General features: G+C 71.0%; 25 protein-coding genes and 1 riboswitch. Of the genes, 13 read left to right on the top strand and 12 right to left on the bottom strand.

Annotated elements, in window-relative coordinates; genetic code table 11:
• Window positions 1-69: 69 nt before the first annotated feature.
• The 4 genes from OHT57_RS31065 (at window position 70) to OHT57_RS31050 (ending at window position 2,308) form a co-directional block, all read left to right on the top strand.
• Entirely contained in the window at window positions 70-480 is a 411-nt protein-coding gene (locus tag OHT57_RS31065; protein ID WP_328749887.1) for a VOC family protein, read from the top strand.
• Window positions 481-654: 174 nt separating this feature from the next.
• Window positions 655-1,050 carry a hypothetical protein gene (locus OHT57_RS31060; protein WP_328749886.1) on the top strand — a complete coding sequence of 132 codons (396 nt, stop codon included), beginning with the start codon at window positions 655-657 and terminating at the stop codon, window positions 1,048-1,050.
• On the top strand, window positions 1,047-1,547 hold the full coding sequence (locus tag OHT57_RS31055) for a thiol-disulfide oxidoreductase DCC family protein (RefSeq protein ID WP_328749885.1): 501 nt from the start codon (window positions 1,047-1,049) through the stop codon (window positions 1,545-1,547). The genes OHT57_RS31060 and OHT57_RS31055 overlap by 4 nt, the downstream gene beginning before the upstream one ends.
• An 11-nt stretch (window positions 1,548-1,558) precedes the next feature.
• Window positions 1,559-2,308, top strand: coding sequence for a TetR family transcriptional regulator (locus tag OHT57_RS31050; RefSeq protein WP_328749884.1), 750 nt, complete (start codon window positions 1,559-1,561; stop codon window positions 2,306-2,308).
• 5 nt (window positions 2,309-2,313) lie between these two features.
• On the opposite strand, the gene OHT57_RS31045 is transcribed toward OHT57_RS31050, so the two are convergent.
• Window positions 2,314-4,725, bottom strand: coding sequence for an MMPL family transporter (locus OHT57_RS31045; protein WP_328753373.1), 2,412 nt, complete (start codon window positions 4,723-4,725; stop codon window positions 2,314-2,316).
• A 167-nt stretch (window positions 4,726-4,892) separates the two neighbouring features.
• Here OHT57_RS31045 and OHT57_RS31040 point away from each other — a divergent pair, with 167 nt between their 5' ends.
• Window positions 4,893-5,618 carry a response regulator transcription factor gene (locus tag OHT57_RS31040; protein WP_328749882.1) on the top strand — a complete coding sequence of 242 codons (726 nt, stop codon included), beginning with the start codon at window positions 4,893-4,895 and terminating at the stop codon, window positions 5,616-5,618.
• Window positions 5,615-7,075 carry a sensor histidine kinase gene (locus OHT57_RS31035; protein ID WP_328749881.1) on the top strand — a complete coding sequence of 487 codons (1,461 nt, stop codon included), beginning with the start codon at window positions 5,615-5,617 and terminating at the stop codon, window positions 7,073-7,075. Before OHT57_RS31040 ends, OHT57_RS31035 begins: the two co-directional genes overlap by 4 nt.
• 18 nt (window positions 7,076-7,093) lie before the next feature.
• Here the strand turns inward: OHT57_RS31035 and OHT57_RS31030 are convergent, their stop codons facing one another.
• The 4 genes from OHT57_RS31030 to OHT57_RS31015 form a co-directional block, all read right to left on the bottom strand.
• Window positions 7,094-7,510 (bottom strand): ATP-binding protein, encoded by a 417-nt coding sequence (locus OHT57_RS31030; protein WP_328749880.1) that lies wholly within the window; start codon window positions 7,508-7,510, stop codon window positions 7,094-7,096.
• Window positions 7,511-7,632: 122 nt separating this feature from the next.
• Window positions 7,633-9,189 carry an ABC transporter substrate-binding protein gene (locus OHT57_RS31025; protein ID WP_328749879.1) on the bottom strand — a complete coding sequence of 519 codons (1,557 nt, stop codon included), beginning with the start codon at window positions 9,187-9,189 and terminating at the stop codon, window positions 7,633-7,635.
• Window positions 9,190-9,526: 337 nt separating this feature from the next.
• Entirely contained in the window at window positions 9,527-10,825 is a 1,299-nt protein-coding gene (locus tag OHT57_RS31020) for a metallophosphoesterase (RefSeq protein WP_328749877.1), read from the bottom strand.
• A 6-nt stretch (window positions 10,826-10,831) separates the two neighbouring features.
• On the bottom strand, window positions 10,832-11,092 hold the full coding sequence (locus OHT57_RS31015) for an SCO4848 family membrane protein (protein WP_328749876.1): 261 nt from the start codon (window positions 11,090-11,092) through the stop codon (window positions 10,832-10,834).
• 91 nt (window positions 11,093-11,183) lie between these two features.
• Here OHT57_RS31015 and OHT57_RS31010 point away from each other — a divergent pair, with 91 nt between their 5' ends.
• A complete protein-coding gene (locus OHT57_RS31010) occupies window positions 11,184-12,473 on the top strand; it encodes a D-alanyl-D-alanine carboxypeptidase family protein (protein ID WP_328749875.1) in 1,290 nt (429 codons plus the stop codon).
• Here the strand turns inward: OHT57_RS31010 and OHT57_RS31005 are convergent.
• The 3 genes from OHT57_RS31005 to OHT57_RS30995 all read right to left on the bottom strand — a co-directional run bounded on the left by OHT57_RS31005 (window position 12,418) and on the right by OHT57_RS30995 (window position 14,919).
• A complete protein-coding gene (locus tag OHT57_RS31005) occupies window positions 12,418-13,329 on the bottom strand; it encodes a YihY/virulence factor BrkB family protein (protein WP_328749873.1) in 912 nt (303 codons plus the stop codon). The genes OHT57_RS31010 and OHT57_RS31005 overlap by 56 nt on opposite strands.
• 97 nt (window positions 13,330-13,426) lie before the next feature.
• Entirely contained in the window at window positions 13,427-14,407 is a 981-nt protein-coding gene (locus tag OHT57_RS31000) for a decaprenyl-phosphate phosphoribosyltransferase (protein ID WP_328749871.1), read from the bottom strand.
• Window positions 14,404-14,919, bottom strand: coding sequence for a phosphatase PAP2 family protein (locus OHT57_RS30995; protein ID WP_328749869.1), 516 nt, complete (start codon window positions 14,917-14,919; stop codon window positions 14,404-14,406). The genes OHT57_RS31000 and OHT57_RS30995 overlap by 4 nt, the downstream gene beginning before the upstream one ends.
• A 133-nt stretch (window positions 14,920-15,052) precedes the next feature.
• Here OHT57_RS30995 and OHT57_RS30990 point away from each other — a divergent pair, with 133 nt between their 5' ends.
• Both OHT57_RS30990 and OHT57_RS30985 read left to right on the top strand, forming a co-directional pair.
• Window positions 15,053-16,459, top strand: coding sequence for an FAD-binding oxidoreductase (locus OHT57_RS30990; RefSeq protein WP_328749868.1), 1,407 nt, complete (start codon window positions 15,053-15,055; stop codon window positions 16,457-16,459).
• A gap of 46 nt (window positions 16,460-16,505) precedes the next feature.
• On the top strand, window positions 16,506-17,261 hold the full coding sequence (locus tag OHT57_RS30985) for a decaprenylphospho-beta-D-erythro-pentofuranosid-2-ulose 2-reductase (RefSeq protein WP_328749866.1): 756 nt from the start codon (window positions 16,506-16,508) through the stop codon (window positions 17,259-17,261).
• 27 nt (window positions 17,262-17,288) lie between these two features.
• On the opposite strand, the gene OHT57_RS30980 is transcribed toward OHT57_RS30985, so the two are convergent.
• Window positions 17,289-17,873 (bottom strand): 2'-5' RNA ligase family protein, encoded by a 585-nt coding sequence (locus OHT57_RS30980; protein WP_328749865.1) that lies wholly within the window; start codon window positions 17,871-17,873, stop codon window positions 17,289-17,291.
• 181 nt (window positions 17,874-18,054) lie between these two features.
• Complete coding sequence (gene trpS / locus OHT57_RS30975; protein WP_443053633.1) at window positions 18,055-19,047, bottom strand: tryptophan--tRNA ligase; 993 nt, start codon at window positions 19,045-19,047, stop codon at window positions 18,055-18,057.
• A 217-nt stretch (window positions 19,048-19,264) separates the two neighbouring features.
• Between trpS and OHT57_RS30970 the strand changes: the two genes are divergently transcribed.
• The 4 genes from OHT57_RS30970 (at window position 19,265) to OHT57_RS30955 (ending at window position 22,334) form a co-directional block, all read left to right on the top strand.
• Complete coding sequence (locus OHT57_RS30970) at window positions 19,265-19,825, top strand: RNA polymerase sigma factor (RefSeq protein WP_328749862.1); 561 nt, start codon at window positions 19,265-19,267, stop codon at window positions 19,823-19,825.
• Complete coding sequence (locus tag OHT57_RS30965; protein WP_328749861.1) at window positions 19,812-20,729, top strand: hypothetical protein; 918 nt, start codon at window positions 19,812-19,814, stop codon at window positions 20,727-20,729. Before OHT57_RS30970 ends, OHT57_RS30965 begins: the two co-directional genes overlap by 14 nt.
• 227 nt (window positions 20,730-20,956) lie before the next feature.
• Window positions 20,957-21,559 carry a hypothetical protein gene (locus OHT57_RS30960; protein ID WP_328749860.1) on the top strand — a complete coding sequence of 201 codons (603 nt, stop codon included), beginning with the start codon at window positions 20,957-20,959 and terminating at the stop codon, window positions 21,557-21,559.
• A 79-nt stretch (window positions 21,560-21,638) separates the two neighbouring features.
• The gene (locus OHT57_RS30955) at window positions 21,639-22,334 is read left to right on the top strand and encodes a hypothetical protein (protein ID WP_443053504.1); all 696 of its coding nucleotides are present in this window, start codon (window positions 21,639-21,641) and stop codon (window positions 22,332-22,334) included.
• A gap of 63 nt (window positions 22,335-22,397) precedes the next feature.
• On the opposite strand, the gene OHT57_RS30950 is transcribed toward OHT57_RS30955, so the two are convergent.
• Together OHT57_RS30950 and OHT57_RS30945 are read right to left on the bottom strand one after the other, a co-directional pair.
• A complete protein-coding gene (locus OHT57_RS30950; protein ID WP_328749858.1) occupies window positions 22,398-23,849 on the bottom strand; it encodes a glycine hydroxymethyltransferase in 1,452 nt (483 codons plus the stop codon).
• A gap of 41 nt (window positions 23,850-23,890) precedes the next feature.
• Window positions 23,891-23,980, bottom strand: a riboswitch (ZMP/ZTP riboswitch).
• 110 nt (window positions 23,981-24,090) lie between these two features.
• A complete protein-coding gene (locus OHT57_RS30945) occupies window positions 24,091-24,942 on the bottom strand; it encodes an LLM class flavin-dependent oxidoreductase (protein ID WP_328749857.1) in 852 nt (283 codons plus the stop codon).
• Window positions 24,943-25,057 lie beyond the last annotated feature (115 nt).

Raw genomic sequence — 25,057 nt, 5'->3', positions numbered from 1 at the left:
TGGTCATCATGCACGACGGACACCGCGTCGCAGAAGCCCGTTCTGTCACCCCCGGCTTAATCTGACGACATGTCAGATGACCAGTCGTACGAACTGCTCGGTTTCGACAACGTACTGCTGCCCGTCGGGAACCTCGGCGAGGCCGTCTCCTTCTACGAGCACGCGGGGTTCACGGTGGGCTTCCGGCTCGACGAGGCAGGGATCGCCGTACTGAAGGTCGGCGGTGAGACGCCCGGGATCCTGCTCCGCCAGGAGGAGGCACTGGGGCATCGGCCGCCGCCGTGGCCCGCCACGCGCGTGTGGCTGGAGGTTCCCGACGCCAGGACCGCCGCCCGGGAGCTGCGCGCGGCCGGGGTCGAGCTGCTCGACGAACCCTTCTCCGTGGCCACCGGCTGGACCGTCGAGGTCGCCGACCCCTGGGGCAACGTCCTCGGATTCACCGACTACACCAAGCGCCCGGAACTCGCCCGACGAACCTGAGGCGACGGGCGACGGGCGACGGGCGAACCGTGGCGCACGACGTACGACGTACGACGTACGACGTACGCGAGAGACGTGACGCACACCTCTCCGCACGCGAGTTGAACACGTTCAAAAGCAGGTCTAGAGTCTCTCCCGTCAGCGTTTTGAACGTGTTCAAGAAGGGGGAGGCGCATGGACCGCACGGTCGTCGCCTACGTCATCTATCTCGTCGTCAGCATCGCCCTGACCATCTGGGTGGCCCGCACGCTCAGCAGGAACGGGCGGATCTTCCTCGCCGACGTACTGCGCGGCAACGAGAAGCTCGCCGAAGCCGTCAACCACCTCCTGGTGGTCGGTTTCTACCTCGTGAACCTCGGCTTCGTCGCGCTGTACCTCAGCGGCGACGGGACGATCGACAACACGCGCGGCGTCTTCGAGGCCCTGTCGACCAAGGTCGGCGTGGTGCTGCTGGTGCTCGGAGTGATGCACCTGGCCAATGTGTACGTGCTCAACCGGATCCGCCGACGGGGCGCCATGGAACGGGAGCAGGTACCGCCGGTGGCACCGCAGGACTGGGTCCGGGCATGACGGGAGCCACGGGCGTCTCGGCGGACCGCATCCCGGTCCGCCGGCTCACCGTCCTGTACGACGCCCGGTGCGCGCTGTGCGCCTTCCTGCGCGACTGGCTCGTACGGCAGCCGCAGCTGGTGCCGCTGGAGTTGGTGCCGGCGGGATCGGAGGAGGCCCGGCGGCGGTTTCCCGGACTCGACCACCGCGCCACCCTGGAGGAGATCACCGTCGTCGGCGACGCGGGACAGGTCTACCGTGACACCGCCGCCTGGATCGTGACCTTGTGGGCGCTGCGCGAGCACCGGCCGCTCGCCCACCGGCTCAGCACTCCGGCCGGGGCACGCCTCGCGAAGGGCGCGGTGCTCGCCGCCGCGAAATGGCGGGGCGCTCAGTGGCAGGGCGGGCAGTGGGGCGGTCCCGCGTACCGCCGTGAGGACGGCTGGGCCTACGACCCCGGACGTGGTTGGGTCCACAGCCCGCCGGGGTGCGACAGCGGCGGCCGCGCCACTGGTTAGGCTCTCTTCCCGTGCCTGCGAACAACGACGGCCCCGACGAGGGCAGTACCCCGAGCAAGTCCGAGACGAGCAAGTCCGAGCAGACTCGCGCGCTGATCCTGGAGACCGCCATGCGGCTGTTCCAGGAGCGGGGGTACGACAAGACCACCATGCGGGCCATCGCCCAGGAGGCAGGTGTCTCCGTCGGCAACGCGTACTACTACTTCGCCGGCAAGGAGCACCTGATCCAGGGCTTCTACGACCGGATCGCCGCCGAGCACCAGGTGGCGGTCCGGGATGTCCTGGCCCGGGAGAACGACCTGGAGGCGCGCCTCGCGGGCGTGCTGAAGGTCTGGCTGGACATCGCACAGCCTTACCACGAGTTCGCTGTGCAGTTCTTCAAGAACGCCGCCGACCCCGACAGCCCGCTCAGCCCCTTCTCGCCCGAGTCGGAGCACGCACGCGTGGAGGCGATCGCCGTACACCGCGAGGTGCTGCGGGGCGCGACGAAGACGAAGGTTCCCGAGGAACTCCGGGACATCCTGCCCGAGTTGATGTGGCTCTCCCAGATGGGGCTCGTCCTGTACTGGATCTTCGACCGCACGGAGGGCCGCGAGCGGAGCTACCGGCTCGCGGAGCGCGGCGCCAAGCTCACCGCGAGGGGCGTGTCGCTGGCCCGGTTCCGGGTGCTGCGGCCGCTCGTACGGGAGGTGCACGAGCTGTTCACGGACTTCCTGCCGGGGATGACGAAGGTGATGCCGGACCCCGGCAGGAAGTCGTAGCCACGTCAGTTGACGGCGTCCACCTCGCCGTCGGCCAGCTCCACGTCATGCACCAGCGGGCCCTCACCCACCACGACGTGCCGAGCACGGGAGCCGTACGAAGCGGCCGTGGCCGCCAGCAGATACGTGCCCGGCGCCGGGACCGAGACGATGTACGAGCCGTCGGCCAGCGACATCACGCGGTCCAGTTGCCGGCCCCCGGCCGACAGCAGGGTCAGCGCCACGCCCTCCACCGGCTCCCCCTCCGTCGTACGGACGAAGCCGTGGACGGCCGATGCCGGGCCGCCCCGCGCGGGAGCCTCGGTCGGCGCGGCCGGCTCCTCCTTCGGCTCGACCGCGAGGTGCGGCAGCCGCTTGTCCAGCCACTGCGGCAGCCACCAGTTGGCGTCGCCGAGCAGATGCATCGCGGCCGGCACCAGGGCGGTACGCAGGATGAAGGCGTCCAGGGCGACCGCGGCGGCGAGTCCCACGCCGGCCATGGCGGCGCCGTAGTCGCCGCTGAGCACGAACGCCAGGAAGACGCAGACCATGATCAGGGCGGCGCTGTTGATGACGCGGCTGGTCTCGGCCAGGCCGACGCGTACCGCGCGCGCGTTGTCCCTCGTGTGGACCCACTCCTCGTGCATCCGGCTGACCAGGAACACCTGGTAGTCCATCGAGAGGCCGAACAGGAGCGACAGCATGATGATCGGTAGGAAGGCCGCGATGGGGCCCTCCTTGCCGAGGCCGAGCATGTCCAGGCCCCAGCCCCACTGGAAGACCGCGACGAGGACACCGAAGGAGGCCGCCGCCGCGATCAGGTTCATCAGGGCGGCCGTCAGCGGGACCACCACCGAGCGGAACGCGATCAGGAGCAGCAGGAAGCCCAGGCCGATGATCGTGGCGACGAACAGCGGCAGCCGGTCGGCCGTCACCGACGCGAAGTCCTTGGAGACCGCCGTGACGCCGCCCACATGCGCCTGGACGCCCGCGTCCGGGATCACCTCGTCGCGCAGGGTGTCGATGAGGTCGTCGGTCTCCTTGGCCTGCGGTGAGGTGGTCGGGACGACCTGGATGACGGTGACGCCGCCCGCGGGGGGCGCGGCGGCCACCTGGGCCACGCCCCGGGTCTGCCGGATGCTCGTCACCAGGGACTCGCCCGCGTCGCCGGTCACGACGACCTGGAGCGGTCCGTTGAAGCCGGGGCCGAAGCCCTCGGCGAGCAGGTCGTACGCCTTCCTGGTGGTCGACGAGGCATCGTCGTTGCCCTGGTCGACGGTGCCCAGGCGCAGGGACAGCAGCGGCAGGGCGAGCAGCGCCATCACGGCGATCGCGAGGACCGCGACCGCGCGCGGGCGGCGTTCGACGGTCGCGGACCAGCGGGCGGCGAGGCCGCCGGCACGGTCCGTCTCGGGGCCGCTCGCGGCGAGCTTGCGCCGCTGGCGGCGGCTGAGCACCCGGTGGCCCAGGAGGCCGAGCAGGGCGGGCAGCAGGGTCACGGCGGCGAGCACGCTCAGGACGACGGTCAGCGAGGTGCCGATGACCACGCCGTCCAGGAAGCGCAGGTTGGTCACCAGCATGCCGGCGAGCGCGATGCACACCGTGCCGCCCGCGAACAGCACGGCCCGCCCGGAGGTGTCGAGGGCGGCGACCGCCGACTCCTCGGGGTCCAGGCCGCGTTGGATGCCCTTGCGGTGCCGGGTGACGATGAACAGGGCGTAGTCGATGCCGACGCCCAGGCCGATCAGTGTGGAGAGCAGGGAGGCGAGTTCGGGCACGTTGGTGACATGGCTGAGCAGGGTCGTGGAGAACATTCCGGTGCCCACGCCGAACAAGGCGATCAGGATCGGCAGCAGCATCGCGAAGAGCGAGCCGAAGGCCAGGTAGAGCACGACGGCCGCCGCGAGGATGCCGACGATCTCGGCGGTGCCGGTGGGCGGCTCCTGCACGCGCGTGATGGCCTGCCCGCCCAGTTCGACCTGGAGGCCGTCACCGCGCGCGTGCTCCGCCGCGTCGACGACGTCCTGCACCAGGTCCTTCGGTACGGCGTTCGCCTGCTCGGCGAAGGTGACCTGGGCGTACGCGATCCGCCCGTCCCGGCTGATCTGTGCCGCGCCCCGCGCCCCGTACGGGTCGGTGACCTCGCCGACGCCCTTCATGGCGCCGATCTCCTTCAGGGCGGGCTCGATCCGGGATCGTACGGACGCGTCCCGTACCGAGCCCTGCTCGACCTTCCACACCACCGTGTCGGTGTCGCCCGCGCGTTCCGGGAAGGCCTTCGCCATCTGGTCGTACGCCGTCTTGGAGTCCGTGTCGGGAAGCGAGAAGACGTCCGCGTAGTTCGTGCCCGCGGACGAACCCGCCGCGCCGAGCCCGAACAACGCCCCCACCCACAGCAACAGGACCACCAGCCGGTGCCGGTAGCACCAGCGTGCCAATGCCGCCACGCTCAACTCTCCTCAGTAGGTCGGTCGGTTGGTCCCCCAGGTCCTGGCAACAGGATCGGCGGCGGCACGCACGCGTGGACATGGGATGCCCATGACTCTCAAGGAACTCCAAAGCGGCAACCGGCCCCACTGTCAGTGGCCCGGCCGATACTGGGGTCATGACTGGGGGAACGGCTGAGGGCCTGGCCGGTGGAGAGAGCGCGAATCCGGGCACCGTGCTGGTCGTGGAGGACGAGGTGAGCATCGCCGACGTGCTCGCCATCGCCCTGCGCTACCACCGGTTCGAGGTGATGGTCGCGGGCACCGTCCGCGAGGCGCTCGCGCTCGCCGGGCGGACCAGGCCGGACGTTGCCCTGCTCGACGTCATGCTGCCCGACGGCGACGGCCGTGCCCTCGGCCGCGAACTGCGCGCCCAGAGAGCGGACCTGGCCCTGGTCTTCCTGACCGCGCGGGACTCCCCCGCCGAGATCGTCGGCGCTCTCGGCTTCGGCGACGACTACATCACCAAGCCGTTCAACATCGACGAGGTCGTCGCCCGGATCACCGCGGTGCTGCGCCGCACCCGCCCGGCCGACGTCCTGCCGCAGCGCCCACCGCTGCGGTACGGCGACCTTGAGCTGGACGAGACGACGTACTCGGTGCACCGCGACGGACGCACGGTCCAGCTCACCCCCACCGAGTACGCCCTGCTGCGCTTCCTGGTGCGCAACGGCGGCCGGATCGTGCCCAAGGAGCAACTCCTGCGCCATGTCTGGCAGTACGAGCACGCCCCGCCCGAGTCGACGGTCGTCGAGACTTACATCAGCTATCTGCGGCGCAAGCTGGACGCCCTGGGACCGCCGGTGATCACCACCCGGCGCGGTGTCGGATACGGGCTCGCATGAAGGTCCGCCTGCCCCGTTGCCGGCACGGCATCCACTCGCTGCGCGGCAAGCTGACGCTGGCCAACGTGGCGCTCCTCGCCATCGGCATCGTCGCGGCGACCGCCGTGAGCGTGATGGGCATGCGGTACTACCTGCTGGACCAGATCGACACCGAACTCATCAAGACCCGGGACTCCCTGGGCGGTTCGCAGCTGACCCTGCAGCAGATCGACTCGCTGAGCATGCTGGGGTTCGTGCGCGACCGGCTCGTTCCGGCGCAGCGGGAATCGAGCGGTGCGCACTCGGCGGAGACCGTGTTCGCGGCCGTCGACGTCCGGGGCGAGCCGATCGGGATCCTCGGCTTCGATCCGACCGAGTCCCAGCAGAGCCTCGCGCAGGCGGCCGGCGACCCGCGCGCGCTGGCCGACGACTCCGAGCCGCACGACGTCACCCTGGACGGCTCCGCCTACCGCGCCACGGCGACCCGGCTCGGTGACGGCACCTACGCACTGATCGCCGCGCCCACCGACGTCCTGCACCAGGGCGTCGCCAAGGCCGTCCGGCTCGACCTCGCGATCGGCAGCCTGCTGCTCGCGCTGCTGGCCTGTCTGACGATGTTCAGCGTCCGGCGCCGGATGCGGCCATTGGAGGACATGGTGGAGACGTCGTCGGCGATCGCCGAGGGGGATCTGACCCGGCGTGTCCCCTCCAGCCGTGAGGCCACCCTGGAGGTCGAGCAGCTGCGGGTCGCCCTCAACTCCATGCTCCACCAGGTCGAGTCGGCGTACCGCACGCGCGAGCGCAGCGCGGCCCAGCTGCGCAGTTTCGTCGCCGACGCCTCGCACGAACTGCGCACTCCGCTGTCCGCGATACGCGGCTACCTCCAGCTGTACGACAAGGGCATGCTGCGCGACCAGGAGGAGCGCAAGCGGGCCTGGGACCGGGTGCTCGCGGAGACCGACCGCATGGGGCGGCTCGTGGACGAGCTGCTCACCCTCGCCCGCCTCGACCAGCAGCCCGAACTGCGCCTGCGCAACGTCGACCTGAGCCGGCTGGTGCGAGACGCGGCACAGGACCTGCGGGTGCAGCAGCCCGACCGGCCCGTCGAGGTCGCCGCCGAGGGCTCCTTGCTGGTCCGGGCCGACGAGTCGGGCCTCAGACAGGTCCTGGGCAACCTCCTGGGCAACGTCCGCACGCACACGCCCGCCGACGTGCCGGTGCGGCTGGGCGTGGAGCGCGAGGACGGGGTCGTACGGCTGTGTGTCGCCGACGAGGGGCCGGGGCTGTCCACGGACGACGCGGCACGCGTCTTCGACCGGTTCTTCCGGGCCGGCGGCGGCGCGGGCAGCGGGCTGGGCCTGGCGATCGTGCAGGGCGTGGTCCGGGCCCACGGCGGCGAGGTGACGGTCCGCACGGCCCCGGGTGAGGGACTGGCCGTGACGGTCATCCTGCCGGCCCGGCCGGTCGTGCGGCCGTGACTGCGCCGATCCGGCCGCTCAGTCGGCGATGTCGGCGATGTCGGCGATCACCAGGGCCCACACGGTCTTGCCGTGCCGTCCTCGGTTCCACACCCCCCACGCGGTGGCGATGTTCTCCACCAGGTGCAGGCCGCGGCCGGTCTCCTCCCCCGCGCCGACCACCCGCAGCCGGGGTTCGAGCCGGCCCTCGTCGGAGACCTCTATGAGGCAGGAACCGTCGGCGAGCGCGGTCACCGCCACCTCGAACTCCCGCTCCAGGAGCGGCCCGTGACGCACCACGTTGGTGGCGAGTTCCGACACCAGCAGCACCGCGTCGGCCAGGGCCGGATCGTCCGGTCCGTGCCCCCAGTCGGCCAGATGGTCCCGGACCCGGCGCCGGGCGAGACCGACGGAAGCCGGATGCCGTGGCAGCCGGAAGGAGTTGCGTCTCAACACGTTTGCTCCTCACCCCACGCACACCTCCGTCACATGGTGCTGCGTTGAGTGGCTGCCCGGCGTCACTCGGGCGAATGTCAGTTCCATGAAAACTCGTCAGATACGGCGCGATCGCGTCGGCGTCAGATCCAGTCGAGGCGCCAGAGCCGGAAGACTCCGGTGCCGTCCGAGAGGTACTGGCCGCCGACGACGTCCTCGCTGCTCACGACGTACTCCTTGGCCTGCCACAGGGGGATGGCCGGGACATCGCGGGCGATGTCCCCCTGCAGACGGCGGAAGTCCTGCTCGGCATCGCCGCGGTCGGCGTATCGCTGGCTGTCCTGAATCAGACCGTCGACCTCGTTGCTGCTGTAGCCGGTGTTCATGGTGCCGTCGGTGCCGACGAGCGGGGCACCGTAGGTGTCCGGGTCCGGATAGTCGGCCACCCAGCCGACCGCGTAGGCGTCGAGCTTCCCGGTCGCCCAGCGCTTTTGGAAGTCGGTCCACTCGTAGCCCTTGAGCGTCACCTTGAACAGGCCGCCCGTCTCCAGCTGCTTCTTGAGCTGCTTGGCCTCCGCCGCGGCGGAACCGCTGGTCAGGCCGTAGCCGTAGGTGAAGCTGACCGGCGTGGACACGCCGGCCTCGGCCAGCAGGGCGCGCGCCTTCGCGACGCTCGGCTCCGGGTAGGTGTCGAAGAACGACGTGGTGTGGCCGGTGATGCCGGTCGGGATCAACGAGTAGAGCGGGTCGACAGTCCCCTCGTAGACCGAGGCGGCCAGCTGCTCCCGGTTGATCAGCCAGGCCATGGCCTGGCGCACCTTGGTGTCGTGCAGCGGCTTGCCCGAGCGGGTGTTGAGGTAGAGGTTGCGGATCTCGGAGCTGTCGGCCTCCGAGACGCGCTGGCCGGGGTCGCTCGCGTTGAGTCCGGCGAGCACGTCCGGTGGCAGCTGGCGGTAGGCGACGTCGATCTGCTTGGCCTTCCAGGCCGTGTTCAGCTTGGCCGAGTTGCCGTAGTAGACAAGCTCGACCGGGCGGCCTGCGCTCTTGTTGGCACCCTTGTAGCTGCCGTTGGGCGCGAGGACCGCCTTCTTCGCCTTCGTATACGTCGTCAGCTCGTACGGGCCGGTTCCGTCGACGCCGTTGTCGGTGCGCAGGGAGGCGGCCGGGTACTTGCTGCTGTCGACGATGGCGCCGGCGCCCGTGGCCACCTTGAACGGGAAGGTCGCGTCGGGCGAGGAGAGCTTGAAGGTGACGGTCCTGCCGCTGGCGTCGACCGACTTGAGGGTGTCCAGCAGGGCGGCCGGTCCGACATCGGAGTTGATCTTCTTGACCCGGTCGAAGGAGTACTTGACGTCCTTGGCGGTCATTTCACGGCCGCTCGGGAAGGTGAGCCCCTCGCGCAGCACACAGCGGTAGGTGAGCAGATCGCTGCCTTTGAACCCACAGCTCTGGGCGGCGTCGGGCACGGGCGTGGCGCTGCCCGGCTCGAAGGCCAGCAGCGACTGGAAGACGTTGTTGAACAGCGCCCACGAACCGGCGTCATAGGCGCCGGCCGGATCGAGCGAGGTGACCTCGTCGGTCGTCCCCACCTTGATTGTCTTGCCCAAGTCCTGATCGGACGGGAGCAGCTGCCAGCCGCCCACTCCCACGACACCCAGCACAAGCAGCGTCGCGAGAATCCGCACGCGAACCGACCGCATCGGTTAGCCCTCCCCGGACCCCTACGGGTCCCAGTGCATACGCCACCCCCTAGTGGCGCGAATCACCTAAGCACAGGTGTTTCACCTGGGGGAAGGGGGGTTTGTCGAGTTGGGCAAGACGTTACCGCAAGGGGTTTCAGCCCTGTTTCACAGGACTCCCACAGAGTCTCCGGCCAATGGTCGACGAACCATCACGTAACCGACCACGCCGACGTACGAAGACGGACGCAGACGCGCGCCGCACGTCCTGGTCGCACAGGTGCCGCAGGAGCCGCTGCACAGGCTTGTGCAGCAGCCTGGCGCGCGGCCCAGGTCCGTACGGCCGGCGGGCCGCCGTTCAGGCCTGCTTCGACGCCAGTTCGATCACCGTGATGTCCGACGGGGCGCCCACGCGCGTGGGCGGGCCCCAGGCGCCCGCGCCGCGGCTCACGTAGAGCTGGGTGTCGCCGTAGCGCTCCAGGCCCGCGACGGTCGGGTTGGCGGCCGCGGCGAGGAGGTTGCCGGGCCAGAGCTGGCCGCCGTGGGTGTGGCCGGAGAGCTGGAGGTCGACGCCGTGGTCGACCGCGTCGTGGATCTGCACCGGCTGGTGGGCGAGGAGCACGCACGCACGCGTGGTGTCCCGGTCGCCGAGGGCCTTGGTGAAGTCGGGACCCTGGCCCTCGCTCTCGCCCGCGATGTCGTTGACACCGGCGAGGTCGAACCAGGCCAGTTCCGTACGGTCGTTCTCCAGCGGGCGCAGACCGAGCCGCCGTACCTCCTCGACCCACTGCTCGGCGCCGGAGAAGTACTCGTGGTTGCCGGTCACGAAGTACGAGCCGTGCCGCGCCTCCAGCTGGGCGAGGGGGGCCGCCGCCGGGCCGAGGTCCTTCACGCTGCCGTCGACCAGGTCGCCGACGACCGCGATCAGGTCGGGCCGGGTGGAGTTGATGGTGTCGACGACCTTCTGGGCGAAGCCCCGGCCGAGCACCGGGCTCAGGTGGATGTCGCTGACCACCGCGATCCGGTAGCCGTGTCCCGCGCGCGGGAGCTTGGCCAGCGGCACGGTGACGCGCTTGATCCTGGGGCCGCGCAGCACGCCGTAGGTGCCGAGGCCGACGGTCCCGACGGCGGCCGCGGCGGCGGCTCCCGCGACGGCCCTGGAGACGAAGAGGCGGCGCGAGGGGGCAGCGAGCTCTCGCGGTGCCTGGGGGCCCGGTCCGTCCCCGGTCGGCCCCTCGGGCGAGCTCACGGCTTCCCCGTCGGCCTCCTGCCGGTCTGCCGCCGCTCCTGCCGGTACCCGCTCCGGATGCGGCACGACGGCCACGGCCGGCGCACAGCGCCTGTCCCGGCGTTCGAGGAAACGCCGCAGCAGGGGTCGTACGGCCTCTCCCGCCACGACCGCGAGCAGGAGGTAGATCGACAGCGCCAGCCACAGGAAACCGGGCCATGCGAGCGCACGCTGGAGCCAGAAGGGGGCTCCGGTGCGCTCCGCGGCCAGGGCGGCGACCGCCAGCACCCAGCCGCCGCCGATGACCGCCGCGCCCACCCGGCGGGCCCGTCCGGGGCCGCCGGTGGTGTCGCGGAACAGGCGGCGCCACAGGTACCAGTTGGCCGTCACGAGGACGGCGAGCGCGAGCAGCGCGAAGACGATGACCACGGAGTGCTAACTCTCGGGGGTCGGCTGTGAGTTCCGGCGCAGTGCGCGGATGCCACGCAACCCGATCAGCCCGACGACCGTCCCCAGTACGAAGGAGACGACAGCCAGCAGCAGGTGCACCCAGAAGTACGCCGTCGGGTCGCCCGCGTCGTCGAAGGCGAGCCCGCTGGCGTCCGCGACGAGGTTCTTGACGAAAGTGATCCAGATGATCCAGCTCCACACCCCGAAGGCGAGCAGGAACCAGGAGACGGGGCGGCTGAGCTTCATGGGTCCAGTATCGCGAAGCGCCGGCAGGTCCGGCGGCCGGGGTGGGAAGGCCGGCGGGACTTCACACTCCGCGGCATGTACGTTCCTGAGCGTGTCCGCTCCCAAGAAGACCGCAGGGCGATCCCTGCTGGTCACCTCCGCCGCCGCCCTGTCGTCCCTCGCGCTGACCGCGCCCGTCGCTCTCGCGGCCCCAAGCCCCACACCGAGCGCCACCCCCTCGGCCACTCCCCCGGCGAAGATGTCGGGCGTGGGCGGCGCGCGGCTCGGCCAGGCCGGCACACAGGTCAATCTGGCGAGCGGGGTCCCGGTGCTGCCGAAGGACATCACGGCGCGCTCCTGGATCGTCACGGACGCCGAGTCCGGCGATGTGCTCGCCTCGCACAACGCGCACTGGCGGCTGCCCCCGGCGAGCACCATGAAGATGCTCTTCGCGGACACCGTGCTGCCGAAGTTCCCCAAGACCGAGAAGCACAAGGTCGTCCCCTCGGACCTCGCGGGCATGGGTGCCGGCTCCAGCCTGGTCGGCATAAAGGAGGGCGAGACGTACACGGTCCACGACCTGTGGCTCGGCGTCTTCCTTCGCTCCGGCAACGACGCCGTCCACGTCCTGTCGGCGATGAACAAGGGCGTCGCCAAGACCGTCACGGAGATGAACGAGCACGCCGAGGAGCTCCAGGCCCTCGACACGCACGTGGTCAGCCCCGACGGCTACGACGCCCCCGGCCAGGTCTCCTCGGCCTACGACCTGACCCTGTTCGCCCGCTCCGGACTGCAGAAGAAGGACTTCCGCGAGTACTGCTCGACGGTCACCGCGAAGTTCCCGGGCGAGACGAAGAAGAACAAGAAGGGCAAGACCGTCCGCAAGTCCTTCGAGATCCAGAACACCGACCGGCTGCTGAGCGGCGACTACGACATCTCGCAGTACCCGGGCATCGCAGGTGTGAAGAACGGCAACACCACCAACGCCGGCGCCACCTTCACCGGTGTCGCCGAGCGGAGCGGCAGGGTGCTGCTCGTCACCGTCATGAACCCGTCGAAGGAAGAGCACAACGAGGTCTACAAGGAGACCGCGAAGCTCTTCGACTGGGGCTTCAAGGCGGCCGGCAAGGTGGCGCCGGTGGGTGAGCTGGTGCCGCCCAAGGGCACCGCGCGGTCCAGCGCCCAGCCAGAGGCCTCGGGGGAGGCCGGGGGCGGCTCGGGGGACACCGGGGCCTCGGCCAAGCCGGTCGCCTCCGCCACGGCCGACGGCGGCTCCCGCGGCATGGAGACCGCCCTCGCGATCACCGGCGGGCTGCTGGTGCTGCTCGCGGGCGCCGCGTTCCTGGTCAACCGCCGCTGGCCACTGCCTGATCTGGTGCGTCGTCGCTCGTCTCGTCCGTGAGCTCCCGCTCCTTGCTCCCCGTCGCCGTCCAGGCGGCGCAGAACAGCACCAGCTTGGCCGTGAAGTTGATCCACAGCAGCAGGGCGACGGGGACGCCGAACGCGCCGTACATGTTCTTCGTCGCCACGCCCTGCATGTAGCCGCTCAGCAGCAGCTTCAGCAGCTCGAAGCCGACCGCCCCGGTCAGCGCGGCGACGAACAGGCGCCGGCGTGCCGGCTCGACACCGGGCAGCAGGGTCAGGACGTACAGCAGGAGCAGGAAGTCGGCGAGTACGGCGATCGCGAACGCGGCGATCCGCAGCAGGACCCGGCCCGCGCCGCCCTCCTGAAGGCCGAGTCCACCGCCGATCCAGTCGACCAGTGCGGAGGCGACGGTGGAGATGGCGAGCGTGGCAAGGACGGCGCCGCCGAGCCCGATCAGGATGCCCAGGTCCTTGCCCTTGCGCAGGACCGCGTTCTCGTCCTCGTCGGCCAGCTCCCACACCGCGCGCAGACACTCGCGCATCGAGCCGGCCCAGCCGATGCCGGTGAACAGCAGGGCGGCGGCTGCGATGAGCCCGACGGTGCCGGCGTTCTGCACCAGGTCGTCGATGTTCAGCTGCTCGGAGATGCCGGGCACCTGGTCGGCGATCTTGTTCTGGAGGTCGTTCTGCTGCTTCGTGCTGAGCGTGGCGGCGGCCGCCGCGGCGGCCACGGTGAGCAGCGGGAACAGCGCGACGAAGCTGGTGAACGTCATCGCGGCGGCCAGCCGGGTCCACTTCACCCGGTCCAGCCGTTCGTACGACCGCCACACGTGTGTGGCCGTCAGGCGCACCCAGAGCGGCCCGACGACGGGGAGTCTCTTCAGCCAGTCCATGATCGGATCTTGCCCTCCGTGCGGAAGACCGATGTGCGGGTACCCCGAGAAATCGGGGTGATGGCGTGTGCCGTGCCGGTGGGTTCACGGCACCCTGCTACCACTTGGCCACCGCCAGGCCGTACATGGCGAGCCATGTGAGGGCGATGAGGGCGAGTGCGCGGTCGCGCAGGACGACGTCCTCGGGCTCGCCCGCCGTGCCGCGGTCGGCGAAGACGGCGTATCTGAGGATCGCGAGGATGAAGGCGACGACGGACAGCTGTCTCCAGGGCAGCAGGCCGGGGTGCGGTCCGTGGCCGCCCTCCAGGGCCCACAGGCAGTAGCCGAGCACGGCGCCCCCGGCCGCGAGCTGCCACACGAAGCGCAGGTAGCCGGTGGTGTACTCGGTGAGCAACGCGCGTGTGGCGCCCGCTGTACCGGCCATCTGGACGGCCTCGGAGTAGCGCTTGGCCGACACCATGAACAGCGCGCCGAACCCGGTCGTGATCAGGAACCAGCGCGAGAGCGGGATGCCGAGCGCGAGCCCGCCCGCCGCCGCCCGCATCAGGAAGCCGGACGTGACGACGGCGAGGTCGACGACGAGGACGTGCTTGAGACTGAGGCAGTACGCCAGTTGCATGCCGACGTACGCCGCCAGGAGCGCCGCCACCGCGGGTGAGGTCAGCCGGGCCGCGAGGAGCGGCGCGAGGACGCCCAGGGTGCCGCCGATGGCGTAGGCCACGGGGACCGGGACCTGTCCGGCGGCGACCGGGCGGTGGCGCTTGACGGGGTGGGCGCGGTCGGCCTCGGCGTCCCGTGCGTCGTTGATCAGGTAGACGGCGACCGCGCAGGCGGTGAAGAGGACGAAGACGAGGGCGAGCCGGGTCAGGGCGTGCGGGACCAGGAGCCGGCCCGCGGCGGCGGGGGCTGCGGCGACCAGGACGTTCTTGGCCCACTGCTTGGGGCGGGCCGTCCGCAGGAGGCCTCGGAGGAGGGCGGCCAGGGTGTGCGGTCGGGGTGCAGGGGGGCGGCGCGGGGGCGTGCGCTGTTCCAGGACCGCAGGGCGCGTGCTGTTGGCAAGGGGCGCTGTTTCCGTCACGCGCGCTCCCGGTTGTCGAGGATGCCACCGGTCATCCAGCGGGATCCGATGCGCGCCGTGAGGACTCCCAGGGCCGCGCCCGCCAGGACGTCCGAGGGGTGGTGCACGCCGACGACCAGGCGGGAGACGCACATGGCGGCGGCGAGGGGCGGGACGGGGTACGCGCCCAGCGTGCCGTAGGCGACGGCGGCGGCCGCTGCGGAGGTCGCGTGCGAGCTGGGGAAGGAGTACCGGCCCGCCGTGCGCACCAAGGGCTCCACATGCGCGGGGCGCGGACGCCGTACCACCCGCTTCACTCCCATGCTGACGACATGCGCGCCCGCGGTGAGCGCCGCACCGCGCAACCAGGCGCTCCGGCGCGTGCCGTCCACGGCGGCCCCGGCCAGCCCCGCCGCGAGCCACAGCGCGCCGTGCTCACCGGCCCAGGACAGGGCCCGCGCGGCCCCGGCGACGCGCGGGTCGGCGCCGTGGGCCCGCAGCGTCGAGAGAATGTGGTGGTCCATGCCGTCCATGGGGACTTACTGTTCACGTCACCACGACCGGAACTCCGGCAATATTGAGCGACATCCCATTAATCACCCATTTCGGGGAGAGTAGGAATGTTTCAAGGCGGATCGGTCTCATAGCGGCGATACGGTCACCGTCATGTCCGCCGACACCTTTCCCGTCACGGGATGGGGCCGCACCGCCCCCACCGCGGCCCGTCTGACCCGCCCACGGAGCTACGAGGAGGCCGTGGCCGCCGTCCGGGGCTGCGGGGCCCGTGGCGGCATCCCACGGGGCCTGGGGCGGGCGTACGGGGACGCGGCACAGAACGCCGGCGGCGCCGTGTTCGACATGACCGGCCTGGACCGCGTCCACGCGATCGACGCAGACGGCGGCACCGTGCTCTGCGACGCGGGCGTCTCCCTGCACCGGCTCATGGAGGTGCTGCTGCCGCTCGGCTGGTTCGTGCCGGTGACGCCCGGCACCCGCTATGTCACCGTCGGCGGGGCGATCGGCGCGGACATCCACGGCAAGAACCACCACGTGGCCGGCTCCTTCTCCCGCCATGTGCTGTCCTTCGAACTCCTCACCGCCGACGGCGAGATCCACACCGTGCGCAAGGGCACGCCCCTGTTCCACGCGACGACCGGCGGCATGGGCCTGACCGGGATGATCCTCACCGCGACGGTCCAGCTCCAGCCGGTCGAGACCTCCTTGATGGTGGTCGACACGGAACGCGCGCGTGACCTCGATGATCTGATGGCCCGTCTGACGGCGACCGATCACGACTACCGCTACTCGGTCGCCTGGATCGACCTGCTGGCCCGCGGGGCGGCCACGGGGCGCGCGGTGCTGACCCGAGGGGATCATGCGCCGCTGGAGGCGCTGGAGCGTCAGGGGCTGTCGGGTACGCGCGCGATGCCAGGGCCCGGGACGCCCGGTGCGGGCACACGTGCGCGTAGAGACCCGTTGGCCTTCCGGACCCCGCGCTTCCCGGCACCGCCCGTCCTCGTGCCCGAAGGGCTCCTCAACAGCACGAGCGTGAGGCTGTTCAACGAGTTCTGGTACCGGAAGGCGCCCCGCGCGCGGACCGGCCGGCTCCAGCGGATCTCCGCCTTCTTCCATCCCCTGGACGGCGTGCCCCACTGGAACCGGATCTACGGCCGCGGCGGCTTCGTGCAGTACCAGTTCGTCGTCGGACACGGCCAGGAGGAAACCCTGCACCGGATCGTGCGGCGCGTCTCCGCGCACCGGTGTCCGTCCTTCCTCGCCGTCCTCAAGCAGTTCGGGGACGCCGACCCGGGATGGCTCTCCTTCCCGGTGCCCGGCTGGACCCTGGCCCTGGACATCCCGGCCGGTCTGCCCGGACTCGGCACCCTCCTCGACGAACTGGACGAGGAGGTGGCCGCGGCCGGCGGGCGGGTCTACCTCGCCAAGGACTCCCGGTTGCGGCCGGAACTGCTCGCCGTGATGTACCCGCGCCTCGACGACTTCCGGGCGCTGCGCGCGGAACTCGACCCGCAAGGGGTGTTCACCTCGGACCTGTCCCGCCGCCTCACCCTCTAGCCGGCCGTAAGAGGCCGTCTGGCAGGTCGTCTCAAGGAGCTGTTTCGTGAAGGACGCCTTCGGTATCCCCCAGTCCCTGCTCATCCTCGGCGGCACGTCCGAGATCGCGCTGGCCACCGCCCGCCGCCTCGTCGTCCGCCGCACCCGCGCGGTGTGGCTGGCGGGGCGCCCCTCCCCGGCCCTGGACGCGGCCGCAACGGAACTGCGCGCCCTGGGCGCGGAGGTCCACACCATCGCCTTCGACGCGCTGGATCCCGAGTCGCACGAGGCGGTGCTCGGCAAGGTCTTCGCGGAGGGCGACATCGACATGGTGCTGCTCGCCTTCGGGATCCTCGGCGACCAGGCCCACGACGAACGCGAGCCGGTCGCAGCCGTGCGCGTCGCGCAGACCAACTACACGGGCGCTGTCTCGGCCGGCCTGGTCTCCGCGCGCGCGTTGCAGACCCAGGGCCATGGGTCGCTGGTCGTGCTGTCCTCCGTCGCCGGCGAGCGGGCCCGCCGCGCCAACTTCATCTACGGCTCCAGCAAGGCCGGCCTCGACGCCTTCACCCAGGGCCTCGGCGACGCCCTCCACGGCACCGGCGTGCACGTCATGGTCGTACGCCCCGGATTCGTGCGGTCGAGGATGACGGCCGGTCTACCGGAAGGGCCCCTCGCGACCACTCCGGAAGCGGTGGCTGTGGCTGTCGAACTGGGCCTGCGACGGCGTTCGGAAACGGTCTGGGTGCCGGGGGTACTGCGGGTGGTGATGTCGGCGGTCCGGCACGTCCCGCGGGGGCTGTTCCGGCGGCTGGCGCTGTAACTACGGTTACAGCGGCTGTAACCGTAGTTACAGCTGGCCCGTGGGCAGGGAACCGCGTTCGACATGGCCCGCCTGGGACGGCACGACCAAGCCGCCGAAGGGAAACTCGCGCAGCTTGCGCCACACCCCGTCGGGGCCCTGTTCGTAGAGCGCGAATCCGGTGCACGGCCACGCGGCCTCGAAGGTCGCGAGCTCCTCGAAGGCGCGGTCCATGGCCGCCTCGTCGATGCCGTGCGCCACCGTGACGTGCGGGTGGTACGGGAACTGCAGTTCCCGCGCCACCGGTCCGGAGGCGTCACGCACCTGCTTCTGCAGCCAGGTGCAGGCCTCGGCGCCCTGGGCGACCTGGACGAACACGACCGGTGACAGCGGCCGGAAGGTGCCGGTGCCGGACAGCCTCATCGGGAAGGGCCGGCCCGCCGTGGCGACCTCGGCGAGGTGCGCCTCGATGGCGGGCAGCGCGGTGTCCTCGACCACGGTGGGCGGCAGCAGGGTGACATGGGTGGGGATTCCGTGAGCCGCGGCGTCGCCGAAGCCCGCACGCCGCTCCTGGAGCAGGCTGCCGTGAGGCTCCGGGACCGCGATCGACACACCGATCGTTACGGTCCCCACGTCGTCTCCTGTTCTTCCCTGTCGTCCTGTCGGATTCGTTCCCAGCCGTCCGCCTATCGACTGTACGGCCACGGCTGTGCTGTGGGCAGGCGCGGGAGTAGTGATGTGCAGCGCTCTGTCCGGTGGTGCTGGTGTGCGGTGGTGCGCCTCGCGCCCGGTGGGCGGTCGGCCGGTGTCCCGCTCAGTGCTTGGCGGGCAGGAAGCCCACCCTCTCGTAGGCCTGGGCGAGGGTTTCCGCGGCGACCGCGCGGGCCTTCTCCGCGCCCTTGGCGAGGATCGAGTCCAGCGTCTCCGGGTCGTCCAGGTACTGCTGGGTGCGCTCCCGGAAGGGCGTCACGAAGTCGACGACGATCTCGGCGAGGTCCGTCTTCAGCGCACCGTAGAGCTTGCCCTCGTACTGCTGCTCCAGCTCCTGGACGCTCACACCTGTGAGGGTCGAGTAGATGGTGAGCAGGTTGCTGACGCCGGGCTTGTTCTCGGTGTCGTAGCGGATGACGGTGTCGGTGTCCGTGACCGCGCTCTTGACCTTCTTGGCGGTGGCCTTGGGCTCGTCGAGGAGGTTGATGAGGCCCTTCGGCGTGGACGCCGACTTGCTCATCTTGACCGTCGGGTCCTGGAGGTCGTAGATCTTCGCCGTCTCCTTGAGGATGTACGGCTTCGGGATCGTGAAGGTCGCGCCGAAGCGGCCGTTGAAGCGCTCGGCGAGGTCGCGGGTCAGCTCGATGTGCTGGCGCTGGTCCTCGCCGACCGGGACCTCGTTGGCCTGGTAGAGCAGGATGTCGGCGACCTGGAGGACCGGGTAGGTGAACAGGCCGACGCTCGCGCTGTCGGCGCCCTGCCGGGAGGACTTGTCCTTGAACTGGGTCATGCGGGAGGCCTCGCCGAAACCGGTGAGGCAGTTCATGACCCAGGCGAGCTGGGCGTGCTCGGGGACATGGCTCTGGACGAAGAGCGTGCAGCGCTCCGGGTCGAGGCCCGCGGCGAGGAGCTGGGCGGCGGCCAGGCGGGTGTTGGCCGTGAGCTCCTTCGGGTCCTGCGGGATCGTGATCGCGTGCAGGTCGACGACCATGTAGAACGCGTCGTGGGACTCCTGCAGAGCCACCCACTGGCGGACGGCACCGAGGTAGTTGCCGAGGTGGAACGAGCCTGCGGTGGGCTGGATCCCGGAGAGCACTCGGAATGCGGACAGCGGCGCGGGGCGCCCCGCCTGAGGGCGGTGGTGGGCGACGGGTGGGCGGTCAGAGGCCATGCTCACCATTCTCTCAGGTGTCGGGGGTCGATCCGGAACCAGCCGGAAACAGATGCGCCACGGGTGGGAACCGATTCGGTCCGGGCGGTGTACCAATCGTGTGAGGACGCGGGAGGGGGGCCGCATCGTCGATGAGGCCGCGGTGATCGCACGCGTACGCGCCGGAGACCCGGAGGCGTACGCGGAGCTGGTGCGTGCCCATACGGGCATCGCGCTGAGGGCGGCCGCAGTGCTCGGGGCGGGTGCGGACGCGGAGGACGTGGTGCAGCAGGCCTTCGTCAAGGCGTACTGCGCGCTGGGCCGCTTCAAGGACAGCTCGGCGTTCAGGCCGTGGTTTCTGTCGATTGTGGCCAATGAGACGAGGAACACAGTGCGGACGGCTGCGCGTCAGCGCACGCTCGCCGGCCGTGAGGCGGCCTTCGCAGAGGCCGAGCCGTTGATACCGGAATCGGCGGACCCCGCGGTGGCGGCCGTGGAGATAGAGCGCCGTGCCGCGCTGGGGTCGGCGCTGGAGAAGCTGAGCGAGGAGCACCGTCTGGTCGTCACCTACCGCTATCTGCTGGAGATGGACGAGTCCGAGACGGCCCAGGCCCTGGGCTGGCCGCGGGGGACGGTGAAGTCCCGGCTGAACCGCGCGCTGCGCAAGCTGGAGAAACTGCTGCCCGATTTCGAACCTCGGAAAGGGGGTGATGAGCGTGAGTGAGTCCTACGGCGGTGAGGGCGCCGACAGCGCGCGTGCGCGCGCTTCCCGGCTGCCCGAGGAGCTGCGGGCGCTCGGGCGTTCGCTGGACGCGCCGGGTGCGGGCGGGTCCGAGTCGATGGTGGAGCGGGTGCTGGAACAGATACTCGCCGAGCGACTGCCGGTCCCGGTGACCCGGGCGCCGGGGCGCGCCGACCGGCTGCGGGCGGTGCGGCGATGGACGCGGCTGCGGTGGCGTTCGCTGACCGTGACGCTGTGCGGGCTGCTGGCGGTCCTCGCGCTCACTCCTCCGGTGCGGGCGGCAGTCCTGGACTGGTTCGACTTCGGTGGCGTCGAGGTGCGGTACGACCCGTCGGCGGTGCCTTCGCCGGGTGCCGAGGTGCCCGGCTGCGGACGCTCGGTGTCGCTCGCGCAGGCCGAGCGGCGGGCGGGGTTCGAGCCGCTGGTGCCGTCGGCGCTCGGCCCTGCGGACGTGGTGACGGTGACGGCCCAGCCGCAGGGGCGGTTCCTGGTGAGCCTGTGCTGGCGGGAGCGGGGGAAAGCCATCCGGCTGGACGAATATCCGGCCCGGTTGGACATCGCCTTCACCAAGACCGTGCGGGAGCAGCCGGAGTGGCTCTCACTGCGCGGGGACTCCTCGGACCCGGTGACGGCCCATGACACGGCTCTGTGGTTTCCGCGGCCCCACCTGCTCAGTTTCTGGCTCATGGACCCGGGTGGTTCCCGCTACACCCGCGAGGAGCGGACCGCCGGGCCGACGCTGCTGTGGATGCACGGGTCAGGGGTCCTGGACCTGCCGGACGTGACGCTGCGCCTGGAGGGCGTGGCGTCGAAGGCCCGCGCACTGGAGGTCGCGAAGTCCCTCGGCGGGCCGACGAATTCAGGTGCGGAGAAGTCCTCGAAATAGTGCGCCGGAGGTGGGAACCCCGTCGGGCCGGGCGGTGTACCAGAAGTGACACGCGGCTCGCGGACGGGCCGCACGGGGATCGTCTGCTGGGGGTTGGCATGAAGGGACTCAAGACCGGCCGAAGGAACCGATGCCGTGAACTGGCGGCAGGATTGGGCGCGTTGGCGGCGGCGCTCGCTCTGACGGTGTGGAATGCGCCCTCCGCGTCGGCCGGTGGACCTACGAGCGTGCTCGTGGTCTCGCCGGAGAGCGGGGAGACCGCATCGCTCTACTACTCCGACAAAGAGTTCGGAGAGTTGCAGCGGTTGCTCGACATTCCGGGTGCGGGCACCTGGGCCAAGCCGCCCGAGGCGACTCTGGCCGCCGCCCGGCAGATCAACGTCACATGGATGCTGCACGACGTCTCACCGTGGCGGATGGACCAGGTCTTCCCACTGCCCGACACGGACCACGTGTGGATACGCACGAACAACCTGCCGGAGTCGGTGAACAGCCACTGGTACCAGCCCAAGGACGCGGCCCGCATACGGGCTCTGCTCGATGACTTGGGCGTGATGGGCAAGGTCTACGGCGGGGGTGGCGCCGTCTTCCCGACGTCCGGGCAGGAGTCGGGGAGTGGCGCAGGGGCGGTCCACACGGAAGCGGCGAAGACCTCTGCTCGCCTCGGCCCGTCAGCGACGGCTGGTGACGGCGCCGGATGGTGGTGGGCGCTTCCGGGCCTGGCGGCCGGAGCCGTACTGGCTCTGGCACTGAGACCGTTCGCGCTGCGGAGGCCTTGGGGCCGCCTGCACCAGGAGCCGGGCCCGCGGCAGGAACTGCGCGATGTGTGACGGAGGGAGGTGACCGGGAGCTTGAGACAGCGGGCTGAGCCGATAGAGGGAGATGGCAGTGCGGAGGAGAGACACAGGGATGCGGCTCGGGCCGCGCAGGGCGTTGGCCGTGTTCGCACCGGCGGCGGTGGCGGTGACCGTGTTCGGGGCGCCGACAGCCGACGCGGCGACGCAGCCGATGCAGGCAGCGGGCCTCGACAAGCCCGACCTGGCAATGGTCGTCACCGGCGGCTCGGGCCGGACGAAGGCCCTGCGTTCCGACGAGCCTGATTTCGCTCGCCTGTGGCAGCTGCTCCAGCCGACGTACACCGGCACGGAGCGGGTGTCGGACGCCTGGGAGGAGGGCCGGTATCCGTCGGTGCGGATCACCGTGGTGTGGGAGCTGACGGGTGTCGGTGGCTGGCCGCAGACGAACGCGGCGCCGGGTGGTGATGTGGCCGTGGAGCGGCAGGACCAGCTGTTCCTGGCCGCGGACGGCACACCGTGGGTCCGCACGGATCCGGCGCCGGAGCAGGAGGACGACGACATCCGCTGGCACCGGGCGCCCCGAGCGGTCTTCGATCGGCTGGACCGGGCGGGGCTGTTGGGCGGCGGTGAGGTCGAGGGTGCCGGCGAGCCCGGGGGCCTGGCGGGGGACGCCTGGTGGGCACTGCCGGGGCTCGCCGTGGGGTTCGCGGCCGGGGCCGGCGGCACGCGGCTGATACGCCGCGCGACGGCCCGGCCGGGAGCCGGACCGCCGCGCGAGGGGCCACGACAGGAACTCATCGATCTCTAGAAGCCATCGTTCCTTGACAACTCAAGAGCGTGACGTGCCGCCCGGCATCGCCGGGGCCGTGGTTCAGCCGAGGTCGACCTCGGGGTAGAGCGGGAAGCCCGCCACGAGGTCGGTGGCCCGGTGGGAGATCTCGTCCGCAACCTTCGGGTCGAGGATGTGCTGGGCCTTGGAGGGCGCACCCGACTTGGTGGTGCCGGACTCCGTGGTGGTGAGGACGCGGTCGATGAGGCCGGCGACCTCGTCCATCTCGGCGGTGCCGAGACCACGGGTGGTCAGAGCGGGGGTGCCGATGCGGATGCCGGAGGTGTACCAGGCGCCGTTGGGGTCCGCCGGGATGGAGTTGCGGTTGGTGACGATGCCGGACTCGAGCAGGGCCGCCTCGGCCTGGCGGCCGGTGAGGCCGTAGGAGGAGGCGACATCGATCAGGTTGAGGTGGTTGTCGGTGCCGCCGGTGACCAGGGTGGCGCCGCGGCGCATCAGGCCCTCGGCCAGGGCGCGGGAGTTGTCGACGATGCGCTGGGCGTACACCTGGAAGGAGGGCTGACGGGCCTCGGCGAGGGCGACGGCCTTGGCTGCCATGACGTGCGGGAGCGGGCCGCCGAGGACCATCGGGCAGCCGCGGTCGACCTGGTCCTTGAGGGAGTCGTCGCACAGCACCATGCCGCCGCGCGGGCCGCGCAGGGACTTGTGGGTGGTGGTGGTGACGATCTGGGCATGCGGGACCGGGTCGAAGTCGCCGGTGAGGACCTTGCCTGCGACGAGACCGGCGAAGTGGGCCATGTCGACCATGAGCGTGGCGCCGACCTCGTCGGCGATCTCGCGCATGATCCGGAAGTTCACCAGGCGCGGGTAGGCGGAGTAGCCGGCGACGATGATCAGCGGCTTGAACTCGCGGGCCGAGGCGCGCAGAGCCTCGTAGTCGACGAGACCGGTGACGGGGTCGGTGCCGTAGGAGCGCTGGTCGAACATCTTGCCGGAGATGTTCGGGCGGAAGCCGTGGGTGAGGTGGCCGCCGGCGTCCAGGGACATGCCGAGCATGCGCTGGTTGCCGAAGGCCTGGCGGAGTTCGGCCCAGTCGGCGTCGGAGAGGTCGTTGACCTGGCGGACGCCGGCCTTCTCCAGAGCGGGGACCTCGACGCGCTGGGCGAGGACGGACCAGAAGGCGACGAGGTTGGCGTCGATGCCGGAGTGCGGCTGGACGTAGGCGTGACGGGCGCCGAAGAGTTCCTTGGCGTGCTCGGCGGCCAGGGACTCGACGGTGTCGACGTTGCGGCAGCCGGCGTAGAAGCGGCGGCCGACGGTGCCCTCGGCGTACTTGTCGCTGAACCAGTTGCCCATCGCGAGGAGGGTGGCCGGGGAGGCGTAGTTCTCGGAGGCGATCAGCTTGAGCATCTCGCGCTGGTCCTGGACCTCCTGGCCGATGGCGTCGGCGACGCGCGGCTCGACGGCGCGGATCACGTCGAGGGCGGCGCGGAATGCCGTGGACTGGGTGGACAGGGGCTGCTGCTCTGACATGGCGGCCTCCGGGCTGCGTGGCTTGTGGCGGTCACGGATCACGGTTCGGCCCAGGCGCACGGCACTTGGTCACTCACAGGCCGCTCCCCGATGGTCCGTCCCATCCCAGCGCGCCAGTCACGGCCTGTCGGCCAGCCTACCGGCCGGGGTGAGCGGCGCCGGTGCGGCGTCCACCATGCGAGCGACGGCTTCGAGGTCCGGTCGCGGGTTCCGGGCCTCGAAGCCGTGGCAGCGGACTACGTCAGAACAGCAGGTCGGCGAGGCGGTCGATCTGGTCGGGGTCCGAGGCCCAGCAGTAGAGCATCACCTCGTCGGCGCCGATGCCGAAGTAGGCGTCGGTCGCCTCGCGGATCTGCCGGGGGGTGGTGAGCATGCCGCTCTCCATGTACGCGACGTGCTCGCTGAACGCGTAGTAGTCGCGGAGGTTGCCACGGGCCCGGTCCAGGGTGCTGTCGGGGCCCAGGGCGACGTTCGCCTGGGCGACCAGGCGCGGGCGGCCCAGGCGGTCGTGCCTCTGCCAGGCCGTCTCGGCGTCGCGGAACAGCTTGGACATGAAGGAGGGCGGCAGGGCGGCGCCGAGGAAGCCGTCACCGAAGCGGCCGACCCGTTCGAGGGCGGCGGGAGCGAAGCCGCCGAACAGGACCTCCGGGCCGCCGGGGGTGGCGGGGGCGGGGCCGATGGGGCCGACGCCTTCGCCGTACGGCTCACCGGACCAGGTGCGGCGCAGCAGGGTCATCTGCTCGTCGAGGCGGCGGCCTCGGCTGTGGAGGTCGATACCGGCCGCCAGGCAGTCGTCCTCGCGTCCGCCGACGCCGATGCCGAGGGTGAAGCGGCCGCCCGAGAGGCGGTCGAGGGTCGCGGTCTGCTTGGCGAGCAGGGCCGTGTTGTACAGAGGCGCGATGAGGACCTCGGTCTGGACACGGATGCGGGACGTGGCGCCGGCGAGGACCGCGAGGGTGACGAGGGGTTCGGGGTTGTCGTAGACGAGACGGTCGAGCAGGCCCAGGGTGCTGAAGGGGCCCGCGTCGGCGCGCCGGGCCCAGGTGAGCAGGTGGGCGGGGTCGTCGACGGGCAGGCCGAGGCCGATGTTCATGGGAGTGTCCTCCGGAGGGCGTAAGGGATCCGCCGGTCGGCCGGATCCTGTGCCGCCCCTCCGTGGCGCCGCGCGCTGTGCGCGGACCTGCTCTCGTTCTGCGGCGATGGTTCCA

The sequence above is a fragment of the Streptomyces sp. NBC_00285 genome, from assembly GCF_036174265.1.
GTDB lineage: Bacteria > Actinomycetota > Actinomycetes > Streptomycetales > Streptomycetaceae > Streptomyces.
This window is presented reverse-complemented; position numbering and strand designations above follow the sequence as displayed.

What these genes read in the sequence shown, in the direction of transcription:
- OHT57_RS30950 (WP_328749858.1), bottom strand. Translation starts at nt 23,849, where the DNA reads ATGTCAGAGCAGCAGCCCCTGTCCACCCAGTCCACGGCATTCCGCGCC.
- OHT57_RS31015 (WP_328749876.1), bottom strand. Translation starts at nt 11,092, where the DNA reads ATGAAGCTCAGCCGCCCCGTCTCCTGGTTCCTGCTCGCCTTCGGGGTG.
- OHT57_RS30995 (WP_328749869.1), bottom strand. Translation starts at nt 14,919, where the DNA reads ATGGACGGCATGGACCACCACATTCTCTCGACGCTGCGGGCCCACGGC.
- OHT57_RS30945 (WP_328749857.1), bottom strand. Translation starts at nt 24,942, where the DNA reads ATGAACATCGGCCTCGGCCTGCCCGTCGACGACCCCGCCCACCTGCTC.
- OHT57_RS31025 (WP_328749879.1), bottom strand. Translation starts at nt 9,189, where the DNA reads ATGCGGTCGGTTCGCGTGCGGATTCTCGCGACGCTGCTTGTGCTGGGT.
- OHT57_RS30965 (WP_328749861.1), top strand. Translation starts at nt 19,812, where the DNA reads ATGAGCGTGAGTGAGTCCTACGGCGGTGAGGGCGCCGACAGCGCGCGT.
- OHT57_RS31005 (WP_328749873.1), bottom strand. Translation starts at nt 13,329, where the DNA reads ATGGACTGGCTGAAGAGACTCCCCGTCGTCGGGCCGCTCTGGGTGCGC.
- OHT57_RS31060 (WP_328749886.1), top strand. Translation starts at nt 655, where the DNA reads ATGGACCGCACGGTCGTCGCCTACGTCATCTATCTCGTCGTCAGCATC.
- OHT57_RS31055 (WP_328749885.1), top strand. Translation starts at nt 1,047, where the DNA reads ATGACGGGAGCCACGGGCGTCTCGGCGGACCGCATCCCGGTCCGCCGG.
- OHT57_RS30990 (WP_328749868.1), top strand. Translation starts at nt 15,053, where the DNA reads ATGTCCGCCGACACCTTTCCCGTCACGGGATGGGGCCGCACCGCCCCC.
- OHT57_RS31040 (WP_328749882.1), top strand. Translation starts at nt 4,893, where the DNA reads ATGACTGGGGGAACGGCTGAGGGCCTGGCCGGTGGAGAGAGCGCGAAT.
- OHT57_RS31035 (WP_328749881.1), top strand. Translation starts at nt 5,615, where the DNA reads ATGAAGGTCCGCCTGCCCCGTTGCCGGCACGGCATCCACTCGCTGCGC.
- OHT57_RS31065 (WP_328749887.1), top strand. Translation starts at nt 70, where the DNA reads ATGTCAGATGACCAGTCGTACGAACTGCTCGGTTTCGACAACGTACTG.
- OHT57_RS30955 (WP_443053504.1), top strand. Translation starts at nt 21,639, where the DNA reads ATGCGGCTCGGGCCGCGCAGGGCGTTGGCCGTGTTCGCACCGGCGGCG.